Here is a 21,683-nt window from a genome sequence, read left to right on the forward strand (position 1 = left end):
GGACCCTCCCACATGCCGCGCCAATGGGCTGAGACTAGCAAACCGTGACAAAATGAAAAGGATTTACTTTCGCTTTTGTTCGATTTTAAATGGCAGGTAAATCGGGGCGTTACCGAAGCAACGCGCATGAACTACGGCGCCATTCGGCTATCCGGCGCCAATCCTGCACGTCACTTTTAACACGTCTTACCAAAAAGCGAACATTAACGCACATCCCGCCATCTGACCGGACGCCCCCCATGTCGCAGACCATACGCTATCCCGAGATCCTTGAGATTGCCCGCCGCGATGGCAAGGTCACGGTTGACCATCTGGCCGCGCATTTCGGCGTCACCTTGCAGACCATCCGCCGCGATCTGTCGGATCTGGCCGATCTGGGCAGGCTGGAGCGGGTGCATGGCGGCGCGGTGCTGCCGTCCGGCACCACAAATATCGGCTATGAGGAACGCCGCCGCATCAATGCAGGTGGCAAGGCCGCCATCGCCCGCGCCTGCGCCGCGCAAATCCCCGATTCCAGCGCCATTTTCCTGAACATCGGCACCAGCACCGAGGCTGTCGCGGCCGAGCTGATGCACCACCGCGACCTGTTGGTTGTGACCAACAACATGAATGTCGCCAATATTCTGGCCCAGAATCACGATTGCAAAGTCATCGTTACGGGCGGCACCCTGCGCCAGTCCGATGGCGGGCTGATCGGGGACATCACCAAGGCCTCCATCCGCCAGTTCAAGTTCGACATCGGCATCATCGGCTGTTCGGCCATTGATGCGGATGGCGACATTCTGGATTTCGACGTGCAGGAGGTTGGCGTCAGTCAGGCCATTCTGACCCGGTCGCGGCGCCGGATGCTGCTGGCCGATCACAGCAAATTCACCCGCACCGCGCCCGCGCGCATTTCCTCGCTGGCGGAAATCGACGTTGTGTTTACCGATCGCAAGCTGCACGCCGATCTTCAGGCACGCTGTGAGGGATGGCAGACGCAAATCACGCTAGCCGGGGTTTGAAGCGTGCCGGGTTTAACTGACATCAATTCGCGCGGCTTGAAAATGCTCTAGACTGCGCCACAAGTCCCCTTGCAGATGCACCATCCGCGAGGCGGCAGGACTGTGGGGCAAGAGGGATCCGGCATGGCAAACGACGCGCAGGCAGAGGTGATCGCGTTTCTGTCGCGCCAGATGGAGGTTGCGGATCGGGCCGCGCCGCAGATTGTGCGCACCCACGGCGCCGTTTTGCTGCTGGGGCGGCGCGACGCGTGGAAAATCAAGCGCGCGGTGCGCTATGCCTATCTGGATTTTTCGACCGCAACAAAACGCCATGACATGCTGCTGCGCGAGCTGGAGCTGAACCGCCCCGCCGCCCCGTCAATCTATCGCGATCTGGTCGCGGTGACGCGCGACGCGGGCGGGCAGTTGCATATGGGCGGCACCGGCGCGCCTGCCGAATGGGTGCTGCGGATGCGCCGCTTTGATACGGCTGACGAATTGGTGCAGATTGCCGCGCGCGGTGCGTTGGACGCCGACATCGCGGCGGACTTGGGCAAGGTGATTGCGCAATATCACGCCGCAGCGCCGGTACGGTCGCAGGTACAGGGCGCGGATCTGATCGGCGCGCTGCTGGACCAGTTGAACACCGCCTTTGCCGACATGACGGATGTGTTTGGCACGGATGCGGTGGACCACTATCGCAGCGCCGCGGATCATGCGTGGCGCGGCGTGCGCGCGCAGTTGAACGCGCGCGGGGCTGCGGGGCATGTCAGGCGCTGCCACGGCGATCTGCACCTGGGCAATATCGTGATGCAGGACGGGGTGCCGACGCTGTTCGATGCGCTGGAGTTTGACGAAACGCTCGGCACGTCCGATGTGCTGTATGATCTGGCGTTTCTGCTGATGGACCTGGCCCATAACGGCCAGATGGCGGCGGCAAACGCCGTGCTGAACGCTTATCTGTTTCACGCCGGCGACGCCGATCATTACGCGGCCCTGTCGCTGCTGCCGCTGTTTCAAAGCCTGCGCGCCGCGATCCGCGCCATGGTGGCCGTGCAGGCCGAACGCGCGGGCGGGAATGGCGGCGTGCAGGCGGCGCGGGATTATCTGGCGCGCGCCCAAGGCTACCTGTCGCCCCCGCCCGCCCGGCTGATTGCGGTTGGCGGGCGGTCCGGCACCGGCAAATCGGTGCTGGCCGCCGCGATCGCCCCGCATATCGGGGCAGCGCCGGGCGCGGTGCATCTGCGCAGCGATCTGGAGCGCAAGGCGCTGTTTGGCGCGGCCCCCCTCGCACCTTTGCCCGCCAGCGCCTATACTGAAGATGTCAGCGCCCGCGTTTACGATACCATGCTGGGCAAGGCGCGCATGGCGCTGCTGGCCGGTCACGGCGCCATCGTGGACGCCACCTGGCTGGACAAGGATGCGCGCGCCGCGCTGGACAGCCCTGCGCCGAGCGCGCCTTTCACCGGCCTGTGGCTGGCGGCGGACACTGCCACGCTTGAGGCGCGGGTCACCGCGCGGCAGGGTGATGCGTCCGATGCCGATGCCGCCGTGCTGCGCCGCCAGACCGACCGTCAGGGCGCACCGAAAAATTGGCTGCGGATAGATGCCACTGGCAGCCGCGCCGACACATTTGCGCAGGCTCTCTGCGCGCTTGGGGTGCCACGTCGCGCCCCGCTCGACGATAAAGGATGATCCAATGTCCAATTCAAAGAAAACCCGCAGCACGCCGAAAAAGCAGGATCAGGGCAGCAACGTCTCGTCCATCCGGCCCGAAGGGGTCTTGCCGCCCAAGGCGCCGCCGGCGCCGCCCGCGCCCGAAATCGCACAGCAGCCCGCGCCTGTTCCGCCTGAACTGGGCCTGCGCTGCCAGCCCGCAGATCCGGCCAGCCGCCGCACCGAATTGCTGGACCACGCGATTAAGGCGCAGATGGCGCAAATGACATCGGGGGTATCGCCCTTTGGCGTGGCCTCCAGCGTGTTCAACTGGTGGATGCATCTGGCCTCCTCCCCCGGCAAACAGATCGAGCTGATGGAGAAAGCGATGCGCAAGGCGTCGCGGCTGGCGATGGATGCCGCCGATAAAAAGGCCGATCCGTGCATTCTGCCCTTGCCGCTGGACAAACGCTTTGACGCGCAGGAATGGCAGCAATGGCCCTATAACCTGATGTATCAGAACTTCCTGCTGACGCAGCAGTGGTGGTATAATGCCACCAACGATATTGACGGGCTGTCGCGCCGCGATCAGCAGGTGGTGTCGTTCATCACCCGGCAGTTGCTGGACATGCTGTCGCCCTCCAACGGGCTGTGGACCAACCCCGAGGTGATTGCCCAGACGGTCAAGGAAGACGGCGCCAACCTGACGCGCGGCTGGCAGAACCTGATCGAGGATATGCGCCGCACCGCATCGGGCGCGCCCATGGCCGGCACCGAAGACTACCTGCCGGGCCGCGATGTGGCAGTGACGCCGGGCAAGGTGGTCTACCGCTCGCATCTGATCGAGCTGATCCAGTACAGCCCGCAGACCGAAACCACGACGATCGAGCCGATCCTGATCGTGCCGGCGTGGATCATGAAATACTATATCCTTGATCTGTCGCCGCATAATTCACTGGTCAATTATCTGGTCGGCGAGGGCTTCACCGTCTTCATGATCTCATGGCGCAACCCGGATGCAGAGGACCGTGATCTGGGCATGGACGATTACCTGAACGCCGTCGGCGATGCGCTGGATACCATCGGCGCCGCTGTGCCGGATACGCCGGTGCATGGCGTCGGCTATTGCCTTGGCGGGACGCTCTTGTCGATCAAGGCGGCGCAGATGGCACGCGATGGGGATGACCGGCTGAAAACCCTGTCGCTGCTGGCCACGCAGGTCGATTTCGAGGAGCCGGGCGAATTGCAGCTATTCATCAGCGAAAGCGCGGTGTCCTATCTGGAACACATGATGCGCGATCAGGGCTATCTGGACACCACCCAGATGGCCGGCGCGTTCCAGCTGCTGCGCTCGACCGATCTGATATGGTCGCGCTATGTGCATGAATATCTGATGGGCCGCCCGCAGCCGATGTTCGATTTGATGGCATGGAACGCGGACGCCACGCGCATGCCCTACCGGATGCACAGCGAATACCTGCGCAGCCTGTATCTGAACAACGAGCTGTCGCAGGGCCAGTACAAGGTGGATGGCCGGCCCGTGGCGATCACCGATATCAAGGCGCCGCTGTTTGCCGTGTCCACCACCGGCGATCATGTCGCGCCGTGGCAGTCTGTTTACAAGCTGCATCTGCTGACCGATACGGATGTGACATTCGTGCTGACCTCGGGCGGCCATAACGCCGGCATCGTCAGCGAGCCGGGCCATGCCGGGCGCAGCTTTCAGATCTCGCACACGCCGGAGGACAGCAACTATATCGCGCCCGAAGGATGGCGCGCGCAAACACCGCTGGAGGACGGGTCGTGGTGGCCCAGGCTGGTCGACTGGCTGCGCGCGCGGTCCAGCGGCACGGGCAAGCCGCCCCTCATGGCCGGGGGCGCCGACGATTTGCCCGATGCACCGGGCAGTTATGTGCTGCAACGCTGACACGCTTTTCAAAGGATCGAAAACCCATGCATGACAATGCCCACGCCACTACTCCGTCGGGCTGGCGCCCCGACCGTCTGGACCGCCTGGAACAACTGGCGCGCGATATCGGCGCGATCCGGGTGGCCGTCGTCTTTCCCGTTGACGGGCCCAGCCTGACCGGCGCGCTGGAAAGTCAGAAGCGCGGCCTGATCGTGGCTGTGCTGATCGGGCCGGCGGACCGGATCCGGCAGGTTGCCACCGACGAGGGGCTGGATCTGGGCGATACCGAAATCGTCGAGGCCGACACGCCGGAACTGGCCGCGCAGATGGCTGTCGAAATGGCGACCAGCGGCAAGGTCGAAGGGCTGAAAAAAGGCGCGCTGAAGACCAACATCCTGATGCATGCCGTCATCTCGGAAAAGGCGATGCGCACGGCCCGCCGGATCAGCCATGTCTTTGCCGTCGATGTGTCCAGCTACGAACGCCTGCTGTTCGTGTCGGACGCCGCGATCAACATCCGCCCCGATCTGGGCACGCTGCGCGACATCACCGCCAACGCCATTGATCTGGCCCACGCGCTGGGGATCGAGCGACCCAAGGTGGCGCTGCTGTCCGCCTCGGAAAACATCAATGAGAAGATCGAGTCGACCATCTTTGCCGCCGCGATCTGCAAGATGTCGGACCGCGGCACCATCAAGGGCGCGGATGTGGACGGCCCGCTGGCGATGGATCTGGCGATTTCGCCGCGCGCGGCACAGATCAAGGGGATCAAATCGGATGTGGCGGGATATGCCGATATCCTGATCGTGCCGGATCTGGTGTCGGGCAATATTCTGGTCAAGGATCTGGATTATCTGGCCAATGCCGAAACCGCCGGCATCGTCATGGGCGCGGTCGTGCCCATCGCCCTGACCAGCCGCGCCGATACGGTGGAACAACGCTGTGCATCGGCCGCGCTGGTCTGCCTTGTCGCGGCAAAAAAGCGGGCGGAGGGCAAGATCAATGAACGATAAGCTGGTCGTCACCTTCAACGCCGGATCGTCCAGCCTGCGCTGCGGCGTGTTCCGTCTGGGCGCGGACGGGCCGGAGCCGCTGCGCAATTTTCACGTGCGCGGCCTGCCCGATGGCATGGTGCTATCGGCCAAAAACCTGACAGACAGCACCCAGACCGAAACCGATCTGGGCGCACCCGAAACGCCCGGCACCGCCCACCCCGAGGCACTGGCCCATGTGCTGGCCCGGCTGGACGCGCTGCAAGACCTTGGCGATATTGCCGCCTTCTCGCATCGCATCGTGCATGGCGGCGCGCAGTTTGCAGCGCCCGTCGTCATTGATGACACCATTCTGGAGCAGCTGCAAAAGCTGGCCCAACTGGCCCCCAGCCACCAGCCTCACAACCTGCGCCCGATCCGGCAGGTGCAGCAGAAATACCCCGGCATTCCGCAAATCGGCTGCTTTGACACCGCGTTTCACCGCAGCAATCCGCGCGTTGCGCAGCTGTTCGGCCTGCCGCGCGATCTGGCCGAGGATGGCGTGCTGCGCTACGGGTTTCACGGGCTGTCTTATGACTATATCGCCAACAAACTGCGGCGCTCCTACCCCGATCTGGCGCCCAAACGCATCATCGTCGCGCAGCTGGGGCGCGGCGTCAGCATGTGTGCGATGGATGGCGGGCGCAGCGTTGCCACCACGATGGGCCTGACCGCGCTGGACGGGCTGCCGATGGGCGTGCGTTGCGGCGCCTTGGATCCCGGCGCGGTGCTGCACCTGATCATGGATCGCGGGCATAGCCCCGAGGATCTGCGTGACATGCTGTACGAGCGGTCGGGCCTGCTGGGCGTGTCGGGCATCAGCGGCGAGATGAACGACCTGCTGGCCAGCGACCGGTCTGAGGCGGCCGAGGCGGTGGATTTCTTTGCCTATCACTGCCGGCTGAATTTCGGCTCGCTTGCCGCCGCGATGGGCGGTGTGGATGGCGTCGTGCTGACCGGCGGCATGGCCGAACATATCCCGGCCCTGCGCGCCCGTCTGGTTGAGACGCTGGATTGGCTGGGCGCCGAGCTGGACGCGGGCGCGAATGCCGATGGCGGGCCGCTGCTGACGACACCGGGCAGCCGCCTGCCGGTTTTGATGCTACCCACCGACGAAGAACGGGTACTGGCGCGCCAAGCCTATGCCGCGCTGGAAGGCGGCCGGGCCTGACCAAACGATGCGGCGGGCAGGCAGATTGCGCCCCGCCGCATCGCGTCACACCGGATCGGAGTCGGCGGTCTGGGCGGCGCGCTTGGTGTTGGCGGCGGTTTCTTGCAACGCCTCCATTTCATTGCGCACCAGCGCATCGGCGCAGTTTCTGACCAGTTCGGCGCACTGCTGGGCGTCTTCTGTCAGGCGCTTCATCGCGCCGGCCTGAAAATCGGAAACTTCCTTGATCGCGCCCGCCGGGTCATTGCCGCCCTCGGCGGCGATGCGGCGACCCGCATCGATCAGCGCCTGCGTTGCATCCTGCCTGCGCCGGAACCACGCCGTCGAGAAGGTTTCGATCTGGTCCCAGATCCGCTCTTGCGCTTCAAACATGTGCTTGCTCTGCGGTGTCAGGAACAGTGGATTTGCCGTGAACAGAACCTGAGACGCGTTCAGGGCCTTTTCCTGCGCATCTGTAGTGTTTTCATGACGTGACATCTTGCTATCCTTTTAAATTGAGACCTTTTCCTGCGTCGATGATAGCCTGTGTTTTGCGCTGCCACATTAACCAGCATCAAGTACCGGCATCGCAGCCCGGCCACCGGCAAGGTTCTGCCGCGTGATGGCTGTAAACCATGCTTATATGCGAATCGTCGCGCGCAGTTTGCGCCAAGTCAATGTCGCCCCCGCGCGGCATGTCAGAATAGGCAAATAACCCGAAAGAGGCACAAAATGTATAAACACATCCTGATTTCAACCGACGGATCGGAGCTGTCCCTCAAAGGGGTCGAACATGGCATCGGTCTGGCCAAGGAAAACGCCGCCAAGGTCACCGTTCTTACCGTCAGCCAGCCTTATCCACTGCAAAGCGCCGCAACGCTCGATTCCTGGAGCGCCGCACAGACCAAACACGCCCAGGAGGCGCTGGCCAAGGCCAAGGAAATCGCAGCGCGTCATGGCGTGGAGATCACCGCGCGTCAGGAGTCCAACGATTCCGCCGCAGAGGCGATTGTGGACACTGCGCAGAAACTGGGCTGCGATCTGATCGTCATGGCGTCGCACGGGCGGCGCGGCTTCAGCCGCCTGCTGCTGGGCAGCCAGACCTCCGAAGTGGTCAGCCACAGCCCGATCCCGGTGCTGGTCGTCCGCTAGATCATGCAAAAGCGCGGTGCGCTATGTCACACCGCGCCATTCTCACGCCCGCTCTGACCGGGCGTGAAAAATGAAGCCCATGAAGTTCAGCAGGATCTGCGCGGCCAGCGTGGCGGTGTTGCCGGTGTGGTCATAATCGGGCGCCACCTCGACCAGATCCATGCCCACCACCTCGTGCCGCTGCGCCAGCGCCTGTAGCATCTCCAGCACTTCGTAATACAGGAACCCCCCGTGGCTGGGCGTGCCGGTGCCCGGCGCGATGGAGGGGCAGAACCCGTCAATATCAATCGTGACATAGACCCGCGCGCCCTTGGGGATGCGGTCAATCACCGCCTCGGCGCCCAGTTTGCGCATCTGGCGCACCGACAGGATATCAGACCCCATTTCGCGCGCCGCCTCGTAGCCGTCGCGCGCGGTAGAGGAGACGTTGCGGATGCCCACCTGCGTCTGGCCGGTGACATAGGGTTTTTCGGCAGCGCGGCGCAGGCAGTTGCCATGGCCAAACCGCACCCCATGCCGCACATCGACGAAATCCAGATGCGCGTCGATCTGGAAGATGTGGATGTCGCCATGCCCCTCGAACGCGTCGATGCAGGGGATATTCACCGAATGATCCCCGCCCAGCACCACCGGCAGCGCGCCCGCATCCAGTATCGCGCGCACGCCGTCGCGGATATTGTCATGGCTGGTGCCGGTATCGGTATGCACCATATCCGCGTCGCCCAGATCGACGATGCGCACCGTTTCGGGCAGGTAGGTGCAATCATCCTCGTGATCATAGGCGCCGCCCAGCCCGAAGGAAAACAGCGTCGATGCCTCGCGGATCGCGCGCGGGCCAAACCGCGCGCCGGACCGGTATTGCGTGCCCAGATCGAAGGGCGCGCCCAGCACGGCGATATCGGCGTCGATCTGGCCCCAGTCGGCCACATAGGGCCGCTTGCCAAAGGTGGGAATGCCCACGAATGGCAGGTTCAGACGGGGCTTGGCGGGCTGGCCCGCGCTGTCATTGGTTGTCATGGCGCACTCCCTTTTTGCGCCTGCATGTTTCAGCAGAGCGCAGGGATGCGCAAGGCGCTTGCCACCCGCGCCGCCAATAAAATGCCTAGAGCGCTGGCAGCAGGTACAGCCCCAGCGCCACCAGCATATAGGCGCCCAGCACGGCATTGAACCCGCGCCGCCACGCGGGCGCCGCCGACAGCCCCAGATAAGCGGACAGAATGATGCGCGCCTTCAGCAGCGCCAGCAGCAGGACGATGCCGCCCGCAACACGCCCGTCAAAGCCGTGACCAATGGCAGCCGCGACCACCGCGCTCAGCCCGCTCAAGCCGATCAGCGCCAGCCAGGCGCGCGCCAGTGTATCGGGGCGCGCCGCGCTCATGCCAGCAGGTACACGATGGGAAACAACAGCACCCAGATCAGATCGACCATGTGCCAAAATGCTGCGCCCATTTCGATATTATCCACAGAGTCGCGCCACATCACCAGCAATATGACGACTATTCCCGCGATCACATGCGCCACGTGAAACCCGGTCAGCAGGTAGTAGAACATGAAAAACGGGTGCGTGTCATAGGTGATGCCCTGCGCCGCCTTATCCGCATATTCGGCGCCCTTGATGACCAGAAACACCGCGCCCAATACAGCCGCGCCGGCCAGCGCCAGCCGCGCCGCGCCCCGCCGGCCTGCCATACGAAAGCGCAGCGCCAGCGCGGCCAGATACCCGCTGGTGATCAGGACGATGGTATTCAGTGCGGCGCCGGTGCGGTGCAGATGCGACTGCGCCTCGGCAAAGCCCGAAGGATCGGTCAGCCGCACGGACAGGAACGCGGCCAGCCCGGCGCCAAAGACCAGCAGTTCGCTGATGATCAGCACCCAGATCATCAGATCGCCGGGCAATTCGTCCAGCAGGGAGGGCGGGGATGGCGCGGTCATGGCATCGCTCCGGTCGGGCGGGCAGTTCAGATCCTCGGTAACGCGAACGCCGCCGCGATCCAAGGGGCAGCGTCACAGCGCGACCAGATGATTATCCCACATCAGCGCCGGATGCCCGGCGCGCCGCGCCTCTGGCCCCAGCCGCCACAGATCGCCGGTGCCGGATGCCACCAGCAGACCGCCCCGGCAGGGCGCCACGCCGCAGGCATCGGCAATGGCGCGGCTGGACAGATGTTGCGCGGTGCCCGTGTCATAAAGTTGCACAATGCCGCCGCGCGGCGATGTCACCGCAACCTCGCGCTGGTTTGCAGCGAAGGCCACGCTGCCGACATAGCCCTGCATCGCGTGCAGATCCGCCTCGGGCGCGGTACACAGGCGCAACGCCCCGCCGCGACGGTGCAACCCGGCCAGCGCCGGCCCCGCGTCGCCGCCCTGCCATTGCAGGCCAAAGGCGACCTCGCCCCGGCGGGACAGGGCGATATGGCGGATCGACCCCTTGTGCATGTCGGGGGGCAATGCGGCGCTCTCAGTAACGTGGCCATCCTCGATATAGGCCAGATTGGGCTGCATCACCGGAATGTTCAGCTTGGTCCGGCCGGATGCGGGGTGCGTTTCGATCCCGCCATTGGCGACGACCAGCACATCACTGGCGGGCATGCGCCGTATCTCGTGTGGGCCGGTGCCGCCGCTGAGAAACTCTCCGGCGCGCGCGTAGCCATGCGCGGCGTCCCAGACGCCGATAATGCCGCGCGCCGCCTCATAATCGTTTTCGGTGGTATAAAGCCATTGGCCATCCAACGAAAACGCCCCATGCCCGTAGAAATGCCGCCCCTCCGGCGCCGTAAGCCGCGCGGTTTCGCGCCCGGCCGCGCAGTCGATCACAACCGCAAAAGTGCCGGGACGGCGGGCAAAGGCCACAGCCTCGGGGCGGCTGGGATGCGCAGCGGCGGCGTGGCCCCTGCCCGGCAGCGCGATCTGAAACCGCAGGTCCAGATCCGCCCCTATCCCGCAAAGCGCAAAGCCGCCCCCCGGCAGGCCCGCCGCCGACAGCCATGCAGGCGCACCCGCATCGGCCCAGGTGGCCGCCGGCACCAGCCCCGTGGCCAAAAGCCCCGCGATAAATCCGCGTCTGCTGGCCACCGCGTCAGTCCCCGTCCATCGCGTTGAACCCGGACGCAACGCCCAGATGCGGCCCCAGATCGGCCTGCACGATATCGCGGACGTTGTTGATGGCCCGTTGCAGCGATTCCACCCGCAGGCGGCCTTGCGGATCAGCGACGCCGGCAAACAGCGGATCATCCAGCGCGGCGGCATCCTGCACGGCGCTGGCAAAGCCTGCTTGCACTGCCTCCGCCAGCGCGGGATCGCCCTGCGCCAGAATTGCCGCCAGATCGCCGAGCGCCTCCAGTGACAGCGCCACATTGCGCAGGGGACGGCCCGCGCGCCATGCCTCGGCCCGTTTCGGGTGCGGCGCGTCGAAGCTGCCCAGCGGACGGCCCAGCCGGGTGTCTGCGGTGAATTGCAGGCCATAGGTCAGCGCCTTGAACAGCTCCTGCACCGCCTCATCTTCGGTGCGGTAGGGGCTGCCTTGGCCGGGGTTTTGCAGCGCGGCGGCGTAGCCATCCTGCCAATCTGACAGAATGGCGTGGCTGAGTGCGGCGATGTCTGCGGCCATGACCTGCACCAGTCGGCAGCGATAGGCGGAATCGCCCAGCGCCTGCATATCGGCGTCATACAGCATCAACTCCAGCGCGTAGAACCCGCGTGCGGCGATGGACACGTCGGCGAAGGCGCTGGCGCTGTCCACACCCGGATCGGCGTCCGCGATCAGCCCCCGCAGGCTGCGCGGGGTCAACCCGCGTGTGTCGGGCCAGAACGCCAGCGCAAAGGCACGGTCGCCCGTCTCGCTGGGGCCAAAGCGCAGGTGGCTGGCCGACACCCAGGCATCGAACGCCGCCTGATACGCTTCGCGCAGGGCCGGGTTCGTGGCGGTGCAATCCGCGCGGGCCGCATCCTCCAGCGCGTCGCCGCTGGCGGCCAGCGCCGTGTAGCGCGGCAGGATATGGTCGCGCACAGCGTCCTGCACGATGTCGCTGGCGGATTGGGCCACAGCGGCGACGGGCAGACACAGGGCAAGGCAGAGGGCGGTAAAACGCATATGTTACAGGCTTTCCAGATAGGTAATCAGCGCGGCGCGATCCTCGGGCGGCATCGCGGCGACGGTGTCGCGCGCTGTCTGCGCCTCGCCGCCATGCCACAGCACCGCCTCCAGCAGGGACCGCGCGCGACCGTCATGCAGAAAATAGGTGTGGCCGCTGACACGTTCGGTCAGGCCGATCCCCCACAGCGGCGGGGTGCGCCATTCGCGCCCGTTTGCCCGCGCCTCGGGGCGGTTATCGGCCAGCCCCTCGCCCATGTCGTGCAGCAGCATATCGGTATGCGGCCAGATCAGCTGAAAGCTCTGCTCGGGCTGGCCATCCAGCCGGTGGGTGACGAATTTGGGCCGGTGGCAGGAGGCGCAGCCGGTGTCGTGAAACACCTGCTTGCCGCGCAGCACCTCGGGCGCGCCCGGATCGCGCCGGGCGGGCACGCCCAGATTGCGGCTGTAGAACGTGACCAGATCCAGCCCTTCGGCATCGAATTCAAATTCGCGGTCGTCGCCGTCGCCATGCGGGGCGGTCTGGCAGGCGTCCTGAATGGTGGTGCATTCGCCGAACGGATCGGCAAAGAGCGGGTTGGATATGCCGATATCGCCCGCGAATGCGCCGGCGCTTTGCTCGCGCACGGTGGGGCTGCCGGCCTTCAGGCCGAACCGGCCCAGCATCGGCATGTCATATTCGACCGACCAGACGATATTGGCGCGGCCCGATATGCCGTCGCCGTCCAGATCATCGGGATCGGCGTAGGCCAGGATATCGGCGGCCGGGATCGCCTCCAGCAGGCCGAGGCCGATCATCTGCGGCGCGATGCGCGGGCTGAGCATCGCATCCGGGTGCAGCGGGCCATAGCCCAGATCGGCGGCGGTATAGGTCGGGCGGCGCAGGCTGGCCACCTCGCCGCCGGAGAGTTCGACCGGGATCTCCTCATACGCGATGTGCATCCGGTATTCGGCGGGGATGCCGGGCAGCGCGTGATCCTGCAACTGCGTGCCGTAGGTCGGATCGGGGGCGGTGCCCAGATATTCCTCGATTTCGTTCAGCGCCGCCGCCTCATCCGGGATGGAGATGCGCAGGAACATCGACACGGCGTTGTCGCCTGGCCCTTCGGGCGGGTGGCCGCGCCCGTCCTTGATATGGCAGCGCTGGCAGGACCGCGCGTTGAACAGCGGCCCCAGCCCGTCAGAGGCCAGCGTGGAGGATGGCGACGACACCCAGATCTTGCGAAACAGGCCATTGCCGACCTTGAATTTCAGCTCGTCCTCGAAGGTGATGTTGCCGGACGGGTCGGAAAACGCGTCGGCGGTGTCGCGCACACGCACCGTTGCGGCGCCGGCGGGGCGCTCCTCGAACTGTTCGGGCGCGGTAAAGTCAGAAGCAGGCTGCGTGACCTTCGCCACCCTGCCCGCCTCCTCGCTCGTGCGCGGGACGATGTCCAGATGCGGCTCGTCCAGCGGGCCGGCCAGGGCCGGCGCCGCCATGACCAGCGCAGCGGCGCAAAGGCTATTCCGCCTCATCCATTTTCGATGCGTTAAGCTGTGCATACTTCTCTTCGCCCAGTTTCTCGACCAGATCGAGCTGCGTTTCGAGAAAGTCGATATGCCCCTCTTCGTCGGCCATCAACTCTTCGAACAGGTTTTTCGACACATAGTCGCCCACCTCTTCGCAGTATTTGCGCGCCTCGGCATAAAGCGTGCGCGCCTCATGTTCCGCCGCCAGATCGCATTCCAGCGTTTCCTTGGGCGTCTGGCCGATGCGCAGTGGGTCAAGCTTTTGCAGGTTTGGATGACCGCCAAGGAACAGGATGCGCGCGATCAGCTTGTCCGCGTGGTTCATCTCTTCGATGCTTTCCTCGCGGCTTTTGCGGGCCATGTGGCCCAGGCCCCAATCCTCTTGCAGGCGGTAATGCAGCCAATACTGGCTGACGGCCGTCAATTCTGCGCGCAGGGCGGTGTTGAGGTATTCAATAGCTTTCTTGTCGCCGTTCATCTTGGGTTTCCTGTGTTATCCCGGCGCGAAGGCCGCGGAGTGTCATGGGGACTTCCATGTTATCATTCTTGCGCATGGTTGAAAGGAATAGAGGCATGCACCCCCCGCAATCGGCCGATTTCCCAAGCGCGCGGTAAACCTTGCCGGGGGTGATGAGGGCGGTGCCGTCGGCGGCCCTCATCCAGTTGATTGCGGCATCAATGTCCTTGTCGGTGATATTCTGGCAGTGACAGACAATCATGATGTTCCCCTTTTGACTGGCGCGGGATCAGAATTCGTAGGCGATGACCGTGCCGATGGTGTGCGTCTTGTCCGGGCCTTCGCGGCCATAGCGATAGCCAAGCGAGCCAAACAGATTTGTCGCCAACTCCATTTCGCCGGTCAGTGTCGCCAAGTGATCCATGCGGGCGCCGTCCACCTTGCGGCTGGAATACACCCCGGAAACGGTGACGGGACCAAATGGCGCGGCCAGACCGACGGTGCCGTATTTGGCAGCCGTCGACGTGCCGCCGAAATCGGTGAAATACGCCATTTCCGCCAGCAGCGCGACGGGGCGGCCCAGATCATAGGTATGCGCCACGCCCAGAACCGCGCCGCGCTGGTCATGCGTATCGCCTGCCCCGCGGGCCAGCGACTGCACGCCCAGGTTGTAGGTCGTGTCGCCCAGCGCGCCGTTGACCGCGATGGCAAAGCTTTCCGGCCCGCTGGTATTGCCGACACCCCCGGCAGGCAGGCTGCTCGACCCACGCTGGCGCCCCAGCGATTTGCTGAGAATTGACCGGTCCGCATTGAACAATGCAAACGATACCGCGTTTTGCGACGCGCCGATGTCAAACGGGATCAGAACAGCGCCGCCGATCTGTTCGGTCAGCTGGTAATCCTCGGCAAAATCGGCGCCAAAGATGCCGGGCGCCTCATCCCAGGCAACGCCGAACGCGGGGTTGAATTTGCCCAGTATCACCTCGGCCGGGCCGAAATCATGGTTAAGGAAAAACTCCTCGGCGTAGAGCCCGTGATCCTCGAATGCGCGATCGCGAAGGGCATCTGTGATCGGCTCGAATGTCAGGCCAAGGTTCAGCGACGTTGACGCGCCCAGCGCCATGGTGATCGCGGCCTCGATCGTGGCGTAGGTGTCGCTGATCTCGTTCGCTGAATTATTCGAATCGACCACGCTGTCATTTTCGATCTCAACCGAGAAGTCAGCCGTAAACGGTCCGTATTCAAAGGCCAGCGCAGGCGCGGCCGTCAGTAGCGCAAGCGCGCCTGCGATGGGGGTGATTTTCTTCATTTTCGGCCTTGTTATCTAGAGATTTCCACCTGTTACGGCGTCGTTTACTGGAACACCGCGCCCGGATCATCCAGACTGTCAGAGCCTTCAAAGGCAATCGCATCGGCGCCCAGCGCTGTTACGATCCGCTCGATCGTGCGGGTCTGATCGATCAGGCCGTTGACGCCGCCCATTACCAGCGCCTCGCCCGCCGCGTTGCCGCGCGCCAGCATCTGGTCGTAGGCTGTGCCAGCCTCGGCGACCGTCTTGATCTGGCCAAGGGCGCGCATGGTGGCCGACAATTTGGCCTGCATTTCGGCATCCAGCGCCGCATCGGTATCGTTCACCAGATCGGCCAGTGACGGGCCGGACACGATGCTGCCGTCAATACGCGCGTAGTCGCCAAGATAGACGTTCTGGATGCCCAGCCCGTCATAGTAATGGCTGTTATGCGTGTTGTCGGAGAAGCAATCATGCTCTTCCTCGGGGTCGTTCAGCATCAGGCCCAGCCGCATCCGCTCGCCCGCCTGCTCGCCATAGCTGAGGCTGCCCATGCCGGTCAGGATTGCGGAAATGCCCGCCGTCTCGTCCCCGGTGACAGCGGCGCGGGCGTCGCCGTCTGTCGCCCATTGGGCGGCCATCCAGTCCAGATCGGAAATCAGTAGATCGGTGGCGGCGGTCAGGTAATCGGCGCGGCGGTCGCAGTTGGCATTGGTGCAGTCATCGCCTGCCGCGTAATCGGTCCAGGGACGGCTACCTGCGCCCGGCCCGGTGCCGTTCAGATCCTGCCCCCACAGCAGAAACTCGATGGCGTGATAGCCGGTGGCGACGTTCGCCTCGACCCCGTCGGCCTCGTGCAGGACGTCTGACAGCAGTTCGGGCGTGATATCGCTGGCGTCAATTTCCTTGCCCGACAGGGTGAATTTCGGGTTGGCGATGACGTTCAGCGCCTTCAGGTCGTTTTCGTCGGACGCGCCGCCATAGGTGGCATCGACGTAATCAATCAGCCCCTCGTCCAGCGGCCATGCGTTCACGCGCCCCTCCCAATCGTCAACGATGGGGTTGCCGAAACGGTAGACCTCGGTCTGCTGATACGGCACGCGCGCGGCAATCCATGCGGCGCGCGCGGCGTGCAGGGTGTCAGCCGACGGATTTTCGGTCAGGGCTGTGACAGCCTCTTTCAGGGTGCGGGCGGCGGTTGCACTGTCCTCGAACCCGGCGGCGGCGATATCCGCGTAGGTGGCCAGCACCTCGGATTTTGTTGCCGCAAAGGCGGGCAAGGTCAGGGCCAGGCCAAGCGCCGTGGTGCTGAGAAAGAGACGTGTCATAAGCAGATGGATCCTTTAGTGAAGCGTTTCGGGCATGGCAGCGCGGCGCGCGGTATGGCGCAGCCCCATGCATTTCAGGGCCAGCCCGCATTCGCAGGCCAGCGATGTAAACACCGGCGCCATATCGGCCCGCACGATCAGCGTCGCCATCAGCAACGCATCCTCGCGCGCGCCAGAGGCGGCGGCAGAGATGAAGTTGGCAAAGCACGATTCGTCCGCGCCAAGGCATTTGCACGTGACCGCGTGGCGCATCAGTGGACGGCGGCAGTAGTTGCTGCACAGCTCCATCAGCGCGTCCCACGCATCGGCAGCCGCACCGCCATGATCCGCGCCAAGCGCGGCGGCGAAATCATCGCGCACCGACTGGCGGTTGCGCGCGCTGTCGCACCACAGGCGCAGATACAGCACCGACGCGGCCTCCAGCCCCTCCATATGGGCCAGCTGGCCGACGGTGGCGGCGCCGCGATGATGGACCGGCGCGCTCATTTCGTCAGGATCAGTTTGCCCGCGCGGGTGATGCGCAGGGTGTAAATCTTGTCATCCAGCACGATGCGGGCCTGATCGCCATTCAACACCAGCTGCTGCGCGTCATATGTCGGCACGTCGCTGGCAATATGGTCAATTTCGATCGCTTTGGGCTGATGGGTCATGGCGTAGCCTCCTGAGGGGCGCGCGTGCGGTCCAGCATCCATTCCAGGCTGACACCCTCGAACCCGCAGGCATCCTGCCAGCATTGCGCTGTTTCCGCAGGGCGGGCGCAAGGCACGTCAGAGGTGGGCTGGGCGGCTGGCCCGCGCAGTGTTTGAACAATGGGAAAGAACCGCATGGCGCGTCCTGTCTGTGAACATCCGTCGGCTTCCCCATCTGCAAATTTACTGCAACAGGGTGGCTACTGAACCTCTATTCCTGAGTGAATTGGTTAGTCATGTCAATCCGACTTTTTCAGTCAGGTACAGATTTTTCCGAATATCCCTTCGACCGGCCCCGCGCACAGAGCTTGCGTTTTGCGGCGCCCGTGGCAATGGTCAGCGCGTCACACGAACTTAAGGAGCCGCCGCGATGCCCCCCAACAGCTATGTTTCGACCCCGGCATATGACAGCTATGACGTCGTCATCATCGGCGGCGCCATGATGGGCGCGGCAACCGCGTGGTTCCTGACCGAGCAGGCCGATTTTGACGGGCGCATTCTGGTGATCGACCGCGATCCCACCTACGAGAAATGTTCGACCGGGCATACGAATTCCTGCATCCGCCAGCAGTTCAGCAGCGCGCTGAATGTGCGTATTTCCCAGTTCGGCGCTGATTTCATCCAGAACCTGCGCCAATATATGGGCGGGGACGCGCGCGTGCCGCATCTGAAGATCCAGAATTACGGCTATATGTATCTGGCCGATACGGACGCAGGCGCCGATGCCCTGCGCGCCAGTCATAAGGTGCAGATCGCCGAAGGCGCCGAAACCCGGCTGCTGACGCCGGATCAGATCGCCGCCGAATACCCGTTCTACGCGCTGGACGACATCAAGCTGGGCAGCATCAACACCAAGGACGAAGGCTACTGGGATTATATGGCCGTCTTCGACTGGTGGCGCCGCTCCGCCCGCGAACGCGGTGTGGAGTTCTTGGCCGGCGAAGTCGTGGCAATCAACCACGCGGGCGGCAAGGTGGACAGCGTCACGCTGGGCTCAGGCACGCGAATCGCCTGCGGGCAGCTGGTCAACGCGTCCGGCCCGCGCGCGGCGCGCACGGCGGCGATGGCCGGGATTCAGCTGCCGGTCGAGCCGCGCAAGCGCTATACGTGGACGTTTTCCGCCGCGCAGCCACTGGACCGCGAATTGCCGCTGACGGTAGACCCGTCGGGCGTGCATGTGCGCCAGGACAGCAAGGATACCTATATGGCCGGCGCACACAGCCATATCGACCCCGCCGTTGATCCCGATGATTTCGAGATGGATCACAGCATCTGGCAGGACCATGTCTGGCCCGCGATCGCCACCCGCATCCCGCAATTCGAGGCGATCAAGGTGCTGCGCGAATGGGCGGGGCATTACGCCATGAACACGCTGGACCATAACGCCATCACCGGCCCGCACCCCGAACTGACGAATTTCTTGTTCCTGAATGGTTTTTCCGGCCACGGCCTGCAACAGGCGCCCGCCATGGGGCGCGGCACCGCCGAATGGCTGGTGCATGGCAGCTATCGCACGCTGGATCTGACGCCGTTCCACTTTGACCGGATCGCGGCGGGCGAGCCTTACATTGAAACGGCAATTATCTGAGCGGCCGCGCCGTCAATCCTCGGCCTCGCCCTGCATGTTACGGATCAGCCGCGTCTCCAGCAGCTGGCCGTTGCGGTAGAGGATCGGATAGGCCACCGCCGAGATATGCCCGTTGAGATCGCGCAGCGCGCGCAGCGTTTCCAGATGCACATCGCTGGACGCGAAACTATCGGTGCGCCCGTCGGACAGGCGTTGAAGGTGGCGCTTGCGACTGCGCCGCTCCTTCTGCTTGATCTCGGTTTTCTCCATCACCAGAAGGCGCGCGCTTTCCAGATCGTCAGAGATCAGCACGTTGCCCGCCAGCCGGAAATTGGCGCGCACCGCCTCGAACATATGCACCAGCTCGGACCAGCCCTCGGGCGACAGCGTGACCTGCTGGTCGTTCTTTTCGGCCGCCGTGCGCAGGAACTGCCCCGCCACCAGATCGCCCGCCGCCTCCAGCCGGATGGCGTATTCCATCAGGCTGCGCACCGTCTTTGCCTCGGCATCCGTGTAGGTATCCATGGGGATGGCCGCCACGAAACGGCGGATTTCCAGCAGCGCCGCGTTCACCGCACTGTCCTGCAATTTGACCGCGCGCATGCTGGCCTTGTCACCCGATTGATAGAGCGGCTGAACAGGCTCGAACATCCGCTCAACCAGCCCCATCATGCGCAGCAATTCGCGCTTGAGGCTGGCAATGGCCATTTGCGGCGACGCCAGCGCGTCGTGGTCCAGCACGCTTATTTCGTCATACCGCTCGGGCGTGGCCAGCTCGCCCCCCGGCATCAGCGCGGACATCACTCGGCCCAGCGGGCGGCATAGCGGCAATGCGACGATCAGCAACGACAGGTTGAACGCGACATGCGCATAAATCAACGATTGGCCCGGCGACACGACCAGCAGATGTGACGGGTCAAACCCAAGGTTAACCATCAGCAGGGCGGCCAATGCCCAGGTGCCGCGCAGCGCCATGTTGGCGATCGGAATACGCCGCCCCTCGGCATCCATGCCGCGCGTCAGGTAGACCGGAATGCCCGCACTGCCCAGATTTGCGCCCAGCACCAGCGACAGACCCGCCGCAAACGGGATCGCACCGATATGTACCAACGTGACGCACATCAGGATCGCCGCCACGCTGGAATGCATGACAAAGGCCAGCGCCGCCCCAACCAGAAACGCGGTTAGAAAATCGCGCGCAAGGTATCCGGCCACCGCAGGCAGAAACGAGCTGTCCTGTATCGGCTCCATCGTGTCGCGCAAAAGCTGCAATGATATCAGGATAAAGGCGACCCCCATCAGGATGCGCCCCGTCTGCCGCCAGCGGCGCCCTTCGGTTTTCACGAACAGAAAACCGCCAACCGTCAACAGCAGCGGAATCAGCCAGTCCAGCCGGAACGACAGCACCTGAATAATCAACGCCGATCCCAGATCGCCCCCCAGCACCACCGCCAGCCCTGCCGGAAACGCCAGATACCCCGCCGATGCAAATCCCGCAGTCAACAGCGCCACCGCAGCCGAGCTTTGCAGGATCAGCGCCAGCATCACGCCGGTGGCACCCGACCCGATCAGGCTGTTTGTGTCGGTCAGCCAGCGCTGAAACGACGCGCCAAAGCTGCGCTCGATCCCGGTGCGCACCATCCGCACCGCGAACAGCAGCAGCATGATCGCGCCGGTAAGGTTAATGAAAAAGCTCAGGATCGCCATCGGCTCGCCGTGCCTCGCTCTGCTTTTGGTTGAAATAACTTTCGGCGCCGGCGCATCAAACCGCGCCACAGAGCCTCTACATGCACGTTTTCCCGGCCTTATTCTAGGTGGGGATCCCCCCGAACAGCTGCCCCGCGATAATTTAAATGGAACAGCCCGGCCCCGGCGCCGTTGACTGCGCAGCATACTGCGCGACCGGGCAAGCCGGATCGCGGCATGGCACGATATCATTTAACAGGAGATTGACATGCAAATCCTAGTCGCCGGTGCCACCGGCAAAACCGGCCGCCGCCTGATGAGAGCGCTTTCGGCCAAAGGCCATACCCCCATCGCACTGGTGCGCGAAAGCTCGGATACCAGCGTTCTTCCCGGCGGCGCGAAAACCCGGCTGGGCGATTTGACCGATCTTCAGCCGGACGTCTGCGATGGCTGCGATGCGGTCATCTTCGCCGCCGGATCAGGCGGTGATACCAGCCGCGAACTGACGAACAAGGTGGACCGTGACGGCGCAAAACGTCTGGTCGACATTGCGGCCAAATCCGGTGCTTCCCGGTTCGTCATGCTCAGCTCGGTCGGGGCCGACAATCCCCAGCAGGGCGGCGATATGGAGCATTATCTGCAAGCGAAACATGATGCGGACGAATACCTGAAATCATCGGGCATGACCTACGCCATCCTGCGCCCCGTCGCCCTGACGGATGAGGACGCAAGCGGCAATATCCTGTTCGGTGACGACGTCGACGTTCAGGCCAAGGCCGCACGCGGCGATGTCGCCGCCGCATTGGCGGACGCCGTGGACAGCGCGGACTGGGCCGGTCAGACGCGGCTCATGCAGTCAGCATGATTCAGTCAGCGAGGGTGCCGGATCTGTCGTATTTCAGATCCGGGCCCGTTGAAAGCGGACACGCGCGGTCAGCAAAAGCACTATATCCCACGTCCCGAAGCACTCAGATTGAACGACAGCGGACTTGAGACCATGTTCCGCCTTGAACCGCCCCGGTTTTACCGGAGACTGTTAAGTTCTTCTCAAGCGACTTTATCGAGTGTGTTCATGTTTGCATAGAACGCCTCCTCAGCTTCCGATGGTGTGATGTATCCGATAGGTTCAAGCAGGCGGCGGTTGTTGAACCAATCGACCCATTTGAGGGTTTCCCATTCGACGGCATC

Annotated in this window: 23 protein-coding genes and 1 pseudogene; 8 read left to right on the forward strand and 16 right to left on the reverse strand. The window is 64.0% G+C overall.

All coding sequences use genetic code 11. The annotated features are described in order from the left end of the window. Positions 1–239 precede the first annotated feature (239 nt). The 5 genes from DQ230_RS09830 to DQ230_RS09850 all read left to right on the forward strand — a co-directional run bounded on the left by DQ230_RS09830 (position 240) and on the right by DQ230_RS09850 (position 6,750). The gene (locus DQ230_RS09830; RefSeq protein ID WP_113912417.1) at positions 240–1,004 is read left to right on the forward strand and encodes a DeoR/GlpR family DNA-binding transcription regulator; all 765 of its coding nucleotides are present in this window, start codon (positions 240–242) and stop codon (positions 1,002–1,004) included. 123 nt (positions 1,005–1,127) lie between these two features. Beyond that, a complete protein-coding gene (locus DQ230_RS09835; protein ID WP_113912418.1) occupies positions 1,128–2,678 on the forward strand; it encodes a bifunctional aminoglycoside phosphotransferase/ATP-binding protein in 1,551 nt (516 codons plus the stop codon). A 4-nt stretch (positions 2,679–2,682) separates the two neighbouring features. Beyond that, complete coding sequence (locus tag DQ230_RS09840; protein WP_113912419.1) at positions 2,683–4,566, forward strand: PHA/PHB synthase family protein; 1,884 nt, start codon at positions 2,683–2,685, stop codon at positions 4,564–4,566. A gap of 26 nt (positions 4,567–4,592) precedes the next feature. Then, entirely contained in the window at positions 4,593–5,561 is a 969-nt protein-coding gene (locus tag DQ230_RS09845; RefSeq protein WP_113912420.1) for a bifunctional enoyl-CoA hydratase/phosphate acetyltransferase, read from the forward strand. Beyond that, on the forward strand, positions 5,551–6,750 hold the full coding sequence (locus DQ230_RS09850) for an acetate/propionate family kinase (RefSeq protein ID WP_113912421.1): 1,200 nt from the start codon (positions 5,551–5,553) through the stop codon (positions 6,748–6,750). Before DQ230_RS09845 ends, DQ230_RS09850 begins: the two co-directional genes overlap by 11 nt. A 45-nt stretch (positions 6,751–6,795) precedes the next feature. Here DQ230_RS09850 and DQ230_RS09855 read toward each other — a convergent pair whose 3' ends face one another. After that, positions 6,796–7,227, reverse strand: coding sequence for a hypothetical protein (locus DQ230_RS09855; RefSeq protein ID WP_113912422.1), 432 nt, complete (start codon positions 7,225–7,227; stop codon positions 6,796–6,798). A 234-nt stretch (positions 7,228–7,461) separates the two neighbouring features. Here DQ230_RS09855 and DQ230_RS09860 point away from each other — a divergent pair, with 234 nt between their 5' ends. After that, complete coding sequence (locus tag DQ230_RS09860; protein ID WP_113912423.1) at positions 7,462–7,881, forward strand: universal stress protein; 420 nt, start codon at positions 7,462–7,464, stop codon at positions 7,879–7,881. Positions 7,882–7,923: 42 nt separating this feature from the next. Here the strand turns inward: DQ230_RS09860 and speB are convergent, their stop codons facing one another. The 13 genes from speB to DQ230_RS09925 all read right to left on the reverse strand — a co-directional run bounded on the left by speB (position 7,924) and on the right by DQ230_RS09925 (position 17,379). Next, positions 7,924–8,898: an agmatinase gene (gene speB / locus DQ230_RS09865; RefSeq protein ID WP_113912424.1), complete on the reverse strand. Its 975-nt coding sequence runs from the start codon at positions 8,896–8,898 to the stop codon at positions 7,924–7,926. A gap of 85 nt (positions 8,899–8,983) precedes the next feature. After that, positions 8,984–9,259: a nitric oxide reductase F protein gene (locus DQ230_RS09870; protein WP_113912425.1), complete on the reverse strand. Its 276-nt coding sequence runs from the start codon at positions 9,257–9,259 to the stop codon at positions 8,984–8,986. After that, positions 9,256–9,813, reverse strand: a complete 558-nt coding sequence (locus tag DQ230_RS09875; RefSeq protein ID WP_113912426.1) for a cytochrome c oxidase subunit 3 — start codon at positions 9,811–9,813, stop codon at positions 9,256–9,258. The genes DQ230_RS09870 and DQ230_RS09875 overlap by 4 nt, the downstream gene beginning before the upstream one ends. A gap of 72 nt (positions 9,814–9,885) precedes the next feature. Continuing rightward, positions 9,886–10,953: a DUF1513 domain-containing protein gene (locus DQ230_RS09880; protein ID WP_113912427.1), complete on the reverse strand. Its 1,068-nt coding sequence runs from the start codon at positions 10,951–10,953 to the stop codon at positions 9,886–9,888. A 4-nt stretch (positions 10,954–10,957) separates the two neighbouring features. Then, positions 10,958–11,971: an imelysin family protein gene (locus DQ230_RS09885; protein ID WP_113912428.1), complete on the reverse strand. Its 1,014-nt coding sequence runs from the start codon at positions 11,969–11,971 to the stop codon at positions 10,958–10,960. A gap of 3 nt (positions 11,972–11,974) precedes the next feature. After that, positions 11,975–13,450, reverse strand: coding sequence for a di-heme oxidoreductase family protein (locus DQ230_RS09890; protein WP_238987485.1), 1,476 nt, complete (start codon positions 13,448–13,450; stop codon positions 11,975–11,977). Between the two features lie 22 nt (positions 13,451–13,472). After that, a complete protein-coding gene (gene bfr / locus DQ230_RS09895; RefSeq protein WP_113912430.1) occupies positions 13,473–13,958 on the reverse strand; it encodes a bacterioferritin in 486 nt (161 codons plus the stop codon). Then, the gene (locus DQ230_RS09900; protein ID WP_113912431.1) at positions 13,933–14,199 is read right to left on the reverse strand and encodes a (2Fe-2S)-binding protein; all 267 of its coding nucleotides are present in this window, start codon (positions 14,197–14,199) and stop codon (positions 13,933–13,935) included. The genes bfr and DQ230_RS09900 overlap by 26 nt, the downstream gene beginning before the upstream one ends. A gap of 27 nt (positions 14,200–14,226) precedes the next feature. After that, a complete protein-coding gene (locus DQ230_RS09905; protein WP_113912432.1) occupies positions 14,227–15,246 on the reverse strand; it encodes a hypothetical protein in 1,020 nt (339 codons plus the stop codon). Between the two features lie 44 nt (positions 15,247–15,290). After that, positions 15,291–16,553, reverse strand: coding sequence for an imelysin family protein (locus DQ230_RS09910; RefSeq protein ID WP_113912433.1), 1,263 nt, complete (start codon positions 16,551–16,553; stop codon positions 15,291–15,293). Between the two features lie 15 nt (positions 16,554–16,568). Beyond that, the gene (locus DQ230_RS09915) at positions 16,569–17,039 is read right to left on the reverse strand and encodes a hypothetical protein (RefSeq protein ID WP_113912434.1); all 471 of its coding nucleotides are present in this window, start codon (positions 17,037–17,039) and stop codon (positions 16,569–16,571) included. Then, entirely contained in the window at positions 17,036–17,203 is a 168-nt protein-coding gene (gene hemP, locus DQ230_RS09920; RefSeq protein ID WP_113912435.1) for a hemin uptake protein HemP, read from the reverse strand. Before hemP ends, DQ230_RS09915 begins: the two co-directional genes overlap by 4 nt. Then, the gene (locus DQ230_RS09925; protein ID WP_113912436.1) at positions 17,200–17,379 is read right to left on the reverse strand and encodes a hypothetical protein; all 180 of its coding nucleotides are present in this window, start codon (positions 17,377–17,379) and stop codon (positions 17,200–17,202) included. Before DQ230_RS09925 ends, hemP begins: the two co-directional genes overlap by 4 nt. 233 nt (positions 17,380–17,612) lie before the next feature. Here DQ230_RS09925 and DQ230_RS09930 point away from each other — a divergent pair, with 233 nt between their 5' ends. Then, positions 17,613–18,830 (forward strand): NAD(P)/FAD-dependent oxidoreductase, encoded by a 1,218-nt coding sequence (locus DQ230_RS09930; RefSeq protein ID WP_113912437.1) that lies wholly within the window; start codon positions 17,613–17,615, stop codon positions 18,828–18,830. A gap of 12 nt (positions 18,831–18,842) precedes the next feature. Here DQ230_RS09930 and DQ230_RS09935 read toward each other — a convergent pair whose 3' ends face one another. Beyond that, the gene (locus DQ230_RS09935) at positions 18,843–20,516 is read right to left on the reverse strand and encodes a Na/Pi cotransporter family protein (RefSeq protein ID WP_113912438.1); all 1,674 of its coding nucleotides are present in this window, start codon (positions 20,514–20,516) and stop codon (positions 18,843–18,845) included. 247 nt (positions 20,517–20,763) lie between these two features. Here DQ230_RS09935 and DQ230_RS09940 point away from each other — a divergent pair, with 247 nt between their 5' ends. Beyond that, positions 20,764–21,360 carry an SDR family oxidoreductase gene (locus DQ230_RS09940; protein WP_113912439.1) on the forward strand — a complete coding sequence of 199 codons (597 nt, stop codon included), beginning with the start codon at positions 20,764–20,766 and terminating at the stop codon, positions 21,358–21,360. Between the two features lie 182 nt (positions 21,361–21,542). Here DQ230_RS09940 and DQ230_RS09945 read toward each other — a convergent pair. After that, a pseudogene (locus tag DQ230_RS09945) lies at positions 21,543–21,683 on the reverse strand (IS3 family transposase); the annotation flags it as partial.

Source organism: Roseovarius dicentrarchi, assembly GCF_003316635.1.
GTDB lineage: Bacteria > Pseudomonadota > Alphaproteobacteria > Rhodobacterales > Rhodobacteraceae > Roseovarius > Roseovarius dicentrarchi.

What these genes read in the sequence shown, in the direction of transcription:
- DQ230_RS09935 (WP_113912438.1), bottom strand. Translation starts at nt 20,516, where the DNA reads ATGGCGATCCTGAGCTTTTTCATTAACCTTACCGGCGCGATCATGCTG.
- DQ230_RS09855 (WP_113912422.1), bottom strand. Translation starts at nt 7,227, where the DNA reads ATGTCACGTCATGAAAACACTACAGATGCGCAGGAAAAGGCCCTGAAC.
- DQ230_RS09870 (WP_113912425.1), bottom strand. Translation starts at nt 9,259, where the DNA reads ATGAGCGCGGCGCGCCCCGATACACTGGCGCGCGCCTGGCTGGCGCTG.
- DQ230_RS09835 (WP_113912418.1), top strand. Translation starts at nt 1,128, where the DNA reads ATGGCAAACGACGCGCAGGCAGAGGTGATCGCGTTTCTGTCGCGCCAG.
- DQ230_RS09930 (WP_113912437.1), top strand. Translation starts at nt 17,613, where the DNA reads ATGCCCCCCAACAGCTATGTTTCGACCCCGGCATATGACAGCTATGAC.
- DQ230_RS09890 (WP_238987485.1), bottom strand. Translation starts at nt 13,450, where the DNA reads ATGGCGGCGCCGGCCCTGGCCGGCCCGCTGGACGAGCCGCATCTGGAC.
- DQ230_RS09850 (WP_113912421.1), top strand. Translation starts at nt 5,551, where the DNA reads ATGAACGATAAGCTGGTCGTCACCTTCAACGCCGGATCGTCCAGCCTG.
- DQ230_RS09925 (WP_113912436.1), bottom strand. Translation starts at nt 17,379, where the DNA reads ATGCGGTTCTTTCCCATTGTTCAAACACTGCGCGGGCCAGCCGCCCAG.
- bfr (WP_113912430.1), bottom strand. Translation starts at nt 13,958, where the DNA reads ATGAACGGCGACAAGAAAGCTATTGAATACCTCAACACCGCCCTGCGC.
- DQ230_RS09885 (WP_113912428.1), bottom strand. Translation starts at nt 11,971, where the DNA reads ATGCGTTTTACCGCCCTCTGCCTTGCCCTGTGTCTGCCCGTCGCCGCT.
- DQ230_RS09860 (WP_113912423.1), top strand. Translation starts at nt 7,462, where the DNA reads ATGTATAAACACATCCTGATTTCAACCGACGGATCGGAGCTGTCCCTC.
- hemP (WP_113912435.1), bottom strand. Translation starts at nt 17,203, where the DNA reads ATGACCCATCAGCCCAAAGCGATCGAAATTGACCATATTGCCAGCGAC.
- DQ230_RS09845 (WP_113912420.1), top strand. Translation starts at nt 4,593, where the DNA reads ATGCATGACAATGCCCACGCCACTACTCCGTCGGGCTGGCGCCCCGAC.
- DQ230_RS09905 (WP_113912432.1), bottom strand. Translation starts at nt 15,246, where the DNA reads ATGAAGAAAATCACCCCCATCGCAGGCGCGCTTGCGCTACTGACGGCC.
- DQ230_RS09830 (WP_113912417.1), top strand. Translation starts at nt 240, where the DNA reads ATGTCGCAGACCATACGCTATCCCGAGATCCTTGAGATTGCCCGCCGC.
- DQ230_RS09915 (WP_113912434.1), bottom strand. Translation starts at nt 17,039, where the DNA reads ATGAGCGCGCCGGTCCATCATCGCGGCGCCGCCACCGTCGGCCAGCTG.
- DQ230_RS09940 (WP_113912439.1), top strand. Translation starts at nt 20,764, where the DNA reads ATGCAAATCCTAGTCGCCGGTGCCACCGGCAAAACCGGCCGCCGCCTG.
- DQ230_RS09910 (WP_113912433.1), bottom strand. Translation starts at nt 16,553, where the DNA reads ATGACACGTCTCTTTCTCAGCACCACGGCGCTTGGCCTGGCCCTGACC.
- DQ230_RS09900 (WP_113912431.1), bottom strand. Translation starts at nt 14,199, where the DNA reads ATGATTGTCTGTCACTGCCAGAATATCACCGACAAGGACATTGATGCC.
- DQ230_RS09875 (WP_113912426.1), bottom strand. Translation starts at nt 9,813, where the DNA reads ATGACCGCGCCATCCCCGCCCTCCCTGCTGGACGAATTGCCCGGCGAT.
- speB (WP_113912424.1), bottom strand. Translation starts at nt 8,898, where the DNA reads ATGACAACCAATGACAGCGCGGGCCAGCCCGCCAAGCCCCGTCTGAAC.
- DQ230_RS09840 (WP_113912419.1), top strand. Translation starts at nt 2,683, where the DNA reads ATGTCCAATTCAAAGAAAACCCGCAGCACGCCGAAAAAGCAGGATCAG.